A 7,140-nucleotide genomic window follows, 5' to 3' on the forward strand; every position below is an offset into this window, starting at 1 on the left:
CAGACATGGCCGCCATGGCTGACAGGACACCGCTGGTCGTGATCGGCGACGCGCTGCTCGACCGTGACCTGACCGGCTCCGCCGACCGGCTCGCCCCCGACGCCCCGGTCCCGGTCGTCTCGGAGTGCGCCGAACGCGTCCGACCGGGCGGCGCCGCCCTCGCCGCGTACCTCGCCGCCCGCGACGGCCGCGAGGTCACGCTGATCGCGGGGATGGGCGACGACCCGGCCGGCCTCGCCCTGCGCGAACTGCTCGCTCCCTGGCTGACCCTGATCCCGCTTCCGCTGACCGGCACGGTGCCGGAGAAGACCCGCGTCCTCGCCCAGGACCGCCCCGTCGTCCGCCTCGACCGGGGCGGCGGCCGAGTCCGCGAGGCCACGGACGAGGCCCGCGACGCGCTGCGCTCCGCCCGCGCCGTCCTGGTCTCCGACTACGGCCGGGGCGCGGCGGACGCCCTGCGCGACGTGCTCGCCGCGCGGCCGCCGCTGGTCTGGGACCCGCACCCGCGCGGGGGGCCGCCGGTCCCCGGCACCCGCCTGGTGACGCCCGCCGAGAAGGAGGCGCACGGCTTCGCGCCGGACCGGGACCACCCGGGCGGCGGACTGCGCGCCGCCGCGCTCGACGCCGCCGCACTCGTACGGGACTGGCGGGCGGCCGCGGTGGCGGTGACCCTCGGCCCGCGCGGCGCCCTTCTGTCCTACGGCGAGCACCCCCTCCTCGTCCCCGCGTCCGCCGCCCACCACGGCGACTCCTGCGGCGCGGGGGACCGGTTCGCGGCCACCGCGGCCGGGCTGCTCGCCGACGGGGCGCTGGTGGGCGAGGCCGTCGAGGGCGCGGTGAGCGCCGCCACCGCCTTCGTCGCCGCGGGCGGCGCGGCCGCCGTGCCCCCGGCCGGCTCCGGCCCGGCCCCCGCCGCGCCGCCCGGCACCGACGACCCCGGCGCCCTCACCGCCCGGATCCGCGCCGAACACGGCACGGTCGTCGCCGCCGGCGGCTGCTTCGACCTCCTGCACGCCGGACACGTCGGCCTCCTCCAGGCCGCCCGGCGGCTCGGCGACTGCCTGGTCGTCTGCGTCAACTCCGACGCCTCCGTCCGGCGGCGCAAGGGCGGCGGCCGCCCCGTCAACCCCCTCGCCGACCGCGTCCGGGTCCTCAGCGCCCTCGCCTGCGTCGACGCGGTCGCCGTCTTCGACGAGGACACCCCCGAACGCCTCCTCGGCGACCTGCGCCCCGATGTCTGGGTCAAGGGCGGCGACTACGCCGGGGCCGACCTCCCCGAGGCCGCGCTCCTGAAGGAGTGGGGCGGCCAGGCGGTCCTGCTCCCCTACCTCGACGGCCGCTCCTCCACCGCCCTGCTGGCCCGCGCGGCGGAGGGAGCCCGATGAGCCCCGGAGCCCAGGGAGCCCGGGAAGGCGACCTCCCGGCACCGGGGTCGGCCGGCGGGCCCGTCACCGGGGACCCCGTGCATCCGCCGACGGCACGGAGCGGGCAACCGGCGCGGGACGAGGGCGGGGGCGCGCCCCGCGTACTCGTTCTCCGGGCCCTCGGTCTCGGGGACCTGCTGGCCGGGGTGCCCGCCCTGCGGGCGCTGCGACGGGCGTATCCGGGGCACGAGCTGGTGCTGGCCACCCCCGCCGAGCTGGCACCCGTGGCGGCCGCGACCGGCGCGGTGGACCGGGTGCTGCCCGCCGCCGCACCCGGCCGGGCCGTCCCGCGCACCCTCGACTGGACCGGACCGCCCCCCGACGTCGCCGTCGACCTGCACGGCAACGGGCCGCCCAGTCACCGCCTGCTGACCCGGCTGCGCCCGCGGCGGCTGCTGGCGTTCGCGCACCCCGAGACCCCCGAGGTGGACGGCCCGCCCTGGTACGCCGAGGAGCACGAGCGGGAGCGGTGGTGCCGGCTGCTGCGTGCGTACGGCATCGACGCCGACCCCACCGACCTGCGGCTGCCGCGCCCCGACGCGCCGTCCCCCGCCCCCGGCGCCGTCGTCGTGCACCCCGGCGCCGGCGCCCCTGCCCGCTGCTGGCCCGTGGAGCGGTACGCGGCCGTCGCCGAGGCGCTGCGCGCCCGGGGGCACCGGGTCGTGGTCACCGGGGGAGCGGACGAGGCGGACCTGGTGGCCCGGCTGGCCAAGCACGCCGGGCTGCCCGACACGGACGTGTTCGGCGGCGGCCTGCCGTACGACCGGCTCTCCGCCCTGGTCGCGGGCGCCCGCGCCGTCGTCAGCGGCGACACCGGCATCGCCCACCTCTCGGTCGCCCACGCCGCCCCCTCCGTCACCCTCTTCGGCCCGGTCCCGCCCAGCCGGTGGGGCCCGCCGCCCCACCCGCGCCACCGAGCCCTGTGGCACCCGGGCCCGGACGGCGACCCGCACGGCCGCCGCACCGACCCCGCGCTGCTGCGGATCACCCCCGACGCCGTACTGGAGGCGATCGACGCACTCGACGCCCCGGACACCCCGGACGCCCCGGAAGAGGGACCATGAACCACCCCGCGCACCACGGCCCGACGGCCACCCGCGAGCGGGCCCGCCCCGAGCCCACGAAGCCCGCCCCCGTCGGCATCGTCATCGCCACCCGCAACCGGCGCGCGAGCCTCGCCGTCACCCTGCGGAACCTGCTCGCCCTGCCCGAGCGGCCCGAGGTCCTCGTCGTCGACAACGCCTCCACCGACAACACCCGCGCCATGCTGGCCCGCGACTTCCCCCAGGTCCGCGTCCTCGCCCTGCCGGTCAACCGGGGCGCCCTCGCCCGCACCCACGGGGTCCGCGCCCTGGACACCCCGTACGTGGCGTTCAGCGACGACGACTCCTGGTGGGCGCCCGGCTCCCTGCGCGCCGCCGCCCGGCACTTCGACGAGCACCCCCGGCTCGGCCTGCTCTCCGCCCGCACCCTCGTCGGCCCCGCCGACGCCGCCGACCCCCTCAACGACCTGCTCGCCGGCTCCCCGCTCGGCACGGCCACCGACCTGCCCGGCACCCAGGTGCTCGGCTTCCTCGGCTGCGCCGCCGTCGCCCGCCGCACCGCCTACCTCGACGCGGGCGGCTACCACCCGCTGCTCTTCTTCGGCGCCGAGGAGACCCTGCTCGCCTACGACCTCGCGGCCCGCGGCTGGGGCGTCACGCACTGCCCCGACGTGGTCGCCCACCACCACCCGGACCCCCGCCCCCGCACCGGCCGCCCGGCCGTCGTACGCCGCAACGAACTCCTCACCGCCTGGCTGCGCCGCCCCCTCCCGCACGCCCTGGCCCGCACCCGCGCCCTCGCCGCCGACGCCCGCCACGACCCGCACGCCCGGCACGCCCTGCGCGAGACGCTCACCCGCCTGCCCGCCGCCCTGCGCGCCCGCAGGCCCCTGCCCCCGCACGTGGAACGGGCCGCCCGCCTCCTCGACGAAGCCGACGGAGCGGCCTCATGACGGACCCCCGGACCACCGTCGTCGTCATCACCCACAACCGGTGCCCCGAACTCCTGCGCACCCTGGACCGGCTCGCCGAACTCCCCGAAGAACCCCCGGTGATCGTCACCGACAACGGCTCCACCGACGGCACGGCCACCGCCGTCGCCCGCCACCACCCCGGCGTACGGCTGCTGCGCCCCGGCCGCAACCTCGGCGCCGTCGGCCGCAACCTGGCGGTCCGCCAGGTCACCACCCCCTACGTCGCCTTCTGCGACGACGACTCCTGGTGGGCGCCCGGCTCCCTGACCGGAGCCGCGGACCTGCTCGACCGGTACCCGGCGGTCGGCTCGGTCACCGCCCGCATCCTGGTCGAGCCGGACGGCACCGAGGACCCGATCGTCGAGGAGCTGCGCGACTCGCCCGTGCCCCGCCCCGACTGGCTCCCGGGTCCGGCGCTCGGCTCCTTCCTGGCCGCCGCGACCGTCCTGCGCACCGACGCCTTCCGGGCCGCGGGCGGCTTCCACCCCCGGCTGTGGCTGGGCGGCGAGGAGGAGCTGCTCGCCGCCGACCTCGCCGCGAACGGCTGGTGGCTGACGTACGCCGACGACCTGACGATCCATCACCAGCCGTCCGGGGTGAGGGACTCGACCGTGCGGCGGGCGCACGGCATCCGCAACACCCTGTGGTTCACCTGGCTGCGCCGCCCGGTCGGCCCCGCCCTGCGCCGCACCCTCCACCTGGCCCGCACCGTCCCCCGCGACACCGCGTCCCTGCGCGCCTTCGCGGAGGCGACGGCCGCCCTGCCGTGGGTGCTGCGCGAACGCCGGGTGCTGCCGCCGGAGGTCGAGGCGCGGCTGCGCGCACTGGAACCCGCCCAGCGCGGCTCCACGGCCCGCAGCTACACCGGCTGACACCGCGGGAAACGCGCGGGCTAACCCTCCGTCCACCGGCACAGCAGCCGGAACACCGCGAACAGGGTCACCGGCCACACCCCGGCGAACGCCCAGATCACCCCGGGCGCGGAGGTGACGATGCCGACGACCATCAGCGTCACCGACACGGCGAGCAGCAGCAGCACGGTGGGGGTGCGCGGGCGGTACGCCGCGAGACGGGTGGGATCGGGGCGGCGGTGGAGCCGCAGCGTGCGCAGGCGCCGGTCGAGTCGGCGGTCGCGGCGCAGCGCCCGTTCGACCTCGTCGAGTATGCGTTGCTCGTGTTCGGGGAGCCGGCCGATGGACACGATGTCTCCTCCCGGAGGGGGCGGACCGACCCCCGCCGAGTGCCCGTGCCGTTCCGCGGCTAACCGTCCCGCGCAGCCCCGGCGCCCCCGCCCTCCGCCGCGGCCCGCAAGGCGGCCACCAGGCCGTCCGCCGCGTCCGGGACCGGGTCGGCCGCCCGGAACCCCGCGCCGATCCGCGCCGCCACCGCGCGCCCGTCGGTCAAGCACCAGCGCCACCAGCGCTCCAGTGCCCCCTCCGCCTCCGTGCGCTCCCCGGCCAGCCGTTCGGCCGCCACCAGCGCCGGCCAGCCACAGGCGCGGGCCTGCGCCGTCACCTTCGCGCCGCCCACGACCGGGTCCACCGCCAGGACCGGGACACCGGCCCGCAGCGCGAGCACCAGCCCGTGCAGCCGGTCGGTGACGACCAGGTCGAGGCGGGCCAGTACGGCCTCCAGCTGGGCCGGCGTGCCGCACAGCCGCCAGTCGTGGGCGTCGAGCCGGGTCTCCAGCTCCAGCCGGGCGCAGTCCCGGCCGGCCAGCCAGCGGGTCAGCACGGCGGCGACCTCCTCGTGCCGCCGTCGGCCCCCGTACTCGTGCTGCCCGTGGGTGAGCACCACCCCGACGACGGGCACCGCGGGGAGCGCCGGAGCGCGGGCCGCGAGGTCCACGCCCGGACCGGTCCCGGCGCCGTCACGGGCCAGCACCCGGTGGAAGCCGGTGACGGCGGGGGAGTCCGGATCGACCACGGAGACCCCGACCGCGATCCGCACGCAGTGCGCGAACCGCCGGTGCAACTCCTCCACCCGCCGCCCGTGCACCGGCCCGCACACGAACACCAACCGCGAGTACGCCGCCGGGTCCACGTCGTCGAAGTGCGTGCCGTCGGCGCGGAACCCGGGGCTCCACACGACGTCGTACGCCAGCCCCGCGTCCCGCAGCACCCGCTCCACCCGCTCCAGCGCCAGCACGTCCCCGGCCGTCGCCTCCCCGTGCAGGAAGCTGAACCAGCCGGTCACCAGGATCTTGTCCGGTTCGTGCACAGTGCCCCCGGGTGCCCCGCAGGGGGCCCGGCAACCCCCGCGACGGCGGCCGGACGGGTCCGGTCAGCGTCCGACCACCCGGGGCGACGGCCGAGCGGACCGGGGACCGGGGGCCGGGGACCGGTGGTCGGTGACCGGTGACCGGTGGTCGGGGGCCGGGGACCGGTGGTGGGGGATCGCGGCGGTCGGCGATCGCGGACAGGATCCGTCCTCGATCCCCGCTACCGTGCCCGCATGACGACCAAGGCAGGAACGACCGCCCCCGTCCTCGGCATCCGGGCCCTCAACCGCGCCACCCTGGCCCGCCAGTTGCTGCTGCGCCGTGCGGTGATGACCGCCGAGGCCGCCGTCGCGCACCTGGTCGGGCTCCAGGCGCAGAACGTGAAGCCCCCGTACTACGCGCTCGCCGCCCGCCTCGACGGGTTCGCCCCCGAAGACCTGTCCGCGCCGATGGCCGACCGCCGCGTCGCCCGGCTCGTCACCCTGCGCTCGACCATCCACACCCACACCGCCGACGACTGCCTCACTCTGCGCCCGCTGGTGCAGGCCGCCCGGGAACGGGAGTTGAGCATGTTCCGCGCGGGCCTGACCGGTGTCGACCTGGACCGGCTGGCCCGCCTGGCCCGGGACCTGGTCGAGGCCGAGCCGCGCACCATGGGGCAGTTGCGCGAGGCCCTCGGCGCCGAGTGGCCCGACGCCGACCCGCAGGCCCTGTCCGTGGCCGCCCGCTGCCGGCTGCCGCTCGTCCAGGTGACGCCGCGCGGACTGTGGGGGCGCAGCGGTCAGGTCGCGCTCACCACCGCCGAGCACTGGTTCTCACGCCCCGCGCGGCCGGCGCCCGCTCCCGACGACGTCGTGCTGCGCTACCTCGCCGCGTTCGGACCCGCGTCGGTGAAGGACATGCAGACCTGGGCCGGGCTGACCCGGCTCCGGGACGCCTTCGAACGGCTCCGTCCGCGCCTCGTCACCTTCCGGGACCCGCACGGCACCGAACTCTTCGACCTCCCCGACGCGCCGCGCCCCGCCCCGGACACCCCGGCCCCGCCGCGCTTCCTGCCCGAGTTCGACAACCTGCTCCTCTCCCACGCCGACCGCGCCCGCGTCGTCCCGCCCGAGCACAAGGGCCGCACCTGGAAGAAGAACCAGGCCTACCGCGTCCTGCTCGTCGACGGCTTCGTGGCCGGACTGTGGAAGCTGGAGGACGACGCCCTGGTCGTCGAGGCCTTCGCCCGCCCCTCGAAGACGCGGCGGGAGGAGATCGCCGCCGAGGGCGAGCGGATGCTCGCGACGCTGCACGCCGGCACCGCGTACGACATCCGCTTCGGGACCGTACGCGGCTGAACCCGCGAGCCCGTGCGGGCGGCAGGCATGGAGAGGGGGGCGTGCCGGGCCGGCGGGGGGGCCCCCCCCCCCCCCGCGGGCGGGGCGGGCGGGGGGGGGAGGGGGGACACGGCGGCCGGGCCCGCGCCGGGGGGGGCC

The 7,140-nt window shown here is 78.2% G+C and carries 7 protein-coding genes; 5 read left to right on the top strand and 2 right to left on the bottom strand.

From position 1 onward, the window contains the following. Positions 1-14 precede the first annotated feature (14 nt). From rfaE2 to ACZ6IM_RS10035, 4 genes are read left to right on the top strand one after another with little or no spacing between them, the layout of a single operon-like run. Positions 15-1,385 carry a D-glycero-beta-D-manno-heptose 1-phosphate adenylyltransferase gene (gene rfaE2, locus ACZ6IM_RS10020; protein ID WP_052837697.1) on the top strand — a complete coding sequence of 457 codons (1,371 nt, stop codon included), beginning with the start codon at positions 15-17 and terminating at the stop codon, positions 1,383-1,385. After that, positions 1,382-2,488 (top strand): glycosyltransferase family 9 protein, encoded by a 1,107-nt coding sequence (locus ACZ6IM_RS10025; protein ID WP_469555670.1) that lies wholly within the window; start codon positions 1,382-1,384, stop codon positions 2,486-2,488. Before rfaE2 ends, ACZ6IM_RS10025 begins: the two co-directional genes overlap by 4 nt. After that, positions 2,485-3,420, top strand: coding sequence for a glycosyltransferase family 2 protein (locus ACZ6IM_RS10030; protein ID WP_469555673.1), 936 nt, complete (start codon positions 2,485-2,487; stop codon positions 3,418-3,420). Before ACZ6IM_RS10025 ends, ACZ6IM_RS10030 begins: the two co-directional genes overlap by 4 nt. After that, on the top strand, positions 3,417-4,313 hold the full coding sequence (locus ACZ6IM_RS10035) for a glycosyltransferase family 2 protein (protein ID WP_052837536.1): 897 nt from the start codon (positions 3,417-3,419) through the stop codon (positions 4,311-4,313). The genes ACZ6IM_RS10030 and ACZ6IM_RS10035 overlap by 4 nt, the downstream gene beginning before the upstream one ends. A 20-nt stretch (positions 4,314-4,333) precedes the next feature. On the opposite strand, the gene ACZ6IM_RS10040 is transcribed toward ACZ6IM_RS10035, so the two are convergent. Together ACZ6IM_RS10040 and ACZ6IM_RS10045 are read right to left on the bottom strand one after the other, a co-directional pair. Further along, positions 4,334-4,642, bottom strand: coding sequence for a DUF3040 domain-containing protein (locus ACZ6IM_RS10040; RefSeq protein WP_052837537.1), 309 nt, complete (start codon positions 4,640-4,642; stop codon positions 4,334-4,336). A gap of 59 nt (positions 4,643-4,701) precedes the next feature. Further along, entirely contained in the window at positions 4,702-5,661 is a 960-nt protein-coding gene (locus tag ACZ6IM_RS10045) for a polysaccharide pyruvyl transferase family protein (protein ID WP_469555678.1), read from the bottom strand. A gap of 234 nt (positions 5,662-5,895) precedes the next feature. On the opposite strand from ACZ6IM_RS10045, the gene ACZ6IM_RS10050 reads away from it, so the two are divergent. Then, on the top strand, positions 5,896-7,002 hold the full coding sequence (locus ACZ6IM_RS10050) for a winged helix DNA-binding domain-containing protein (RefSeq protein WP_469555681.1): 1,107 nt from the start codon (positions 5,896-5,898) through the stop codon (positions 7,000-7,002). The last annotated feature ends 138 nt before the right edge of the window (positions 7,003-7,140 follow it).

Source organism: Streptomyces sp. NPDC042336 (assembly GCF_055581985.1).

Excerpts from the sequence above, each read along its gene's own strand:
- ACZ6IM_RS10030 (WP_469555673.1), top strand. The coding sequence starts at position 2,485 with ATGAACCACCCCGCGCACCACGGCCCGACGGCCACCCGCGAGCGGGCC.
- ACZ6IM_RS10025 (WP_469555670.1), top strand. The coding sequence starts at position 1,382 with ATGAGCCCCGGAGCCCAGGGAGCCCGGGAAGGCGACCTCCCGGCACCG.
- rfaE2 (WP_052837697.1), top strand. The coding sequence starts at position 15 with ATGGCTGACAGGACACCGCTGGTCGTGATCGGCGACGCGCTGCTCGAC.
- ACZ6IM_RS10035 (WP_052837536.1), top strand. The coding sequence starts at position 3,417 with ATGACGGACCCCCGGACCACCGTCGTCGTCATCACCCACAACCGGTGC.
- ACZ6IM_RS10050 (WP_469555681.1), top strand. The coding sequence starts at position 5,896 with ATGACGACCAAGGCAGGAACGACCGCCCCCGTCCTCGGCATCCGGGCC.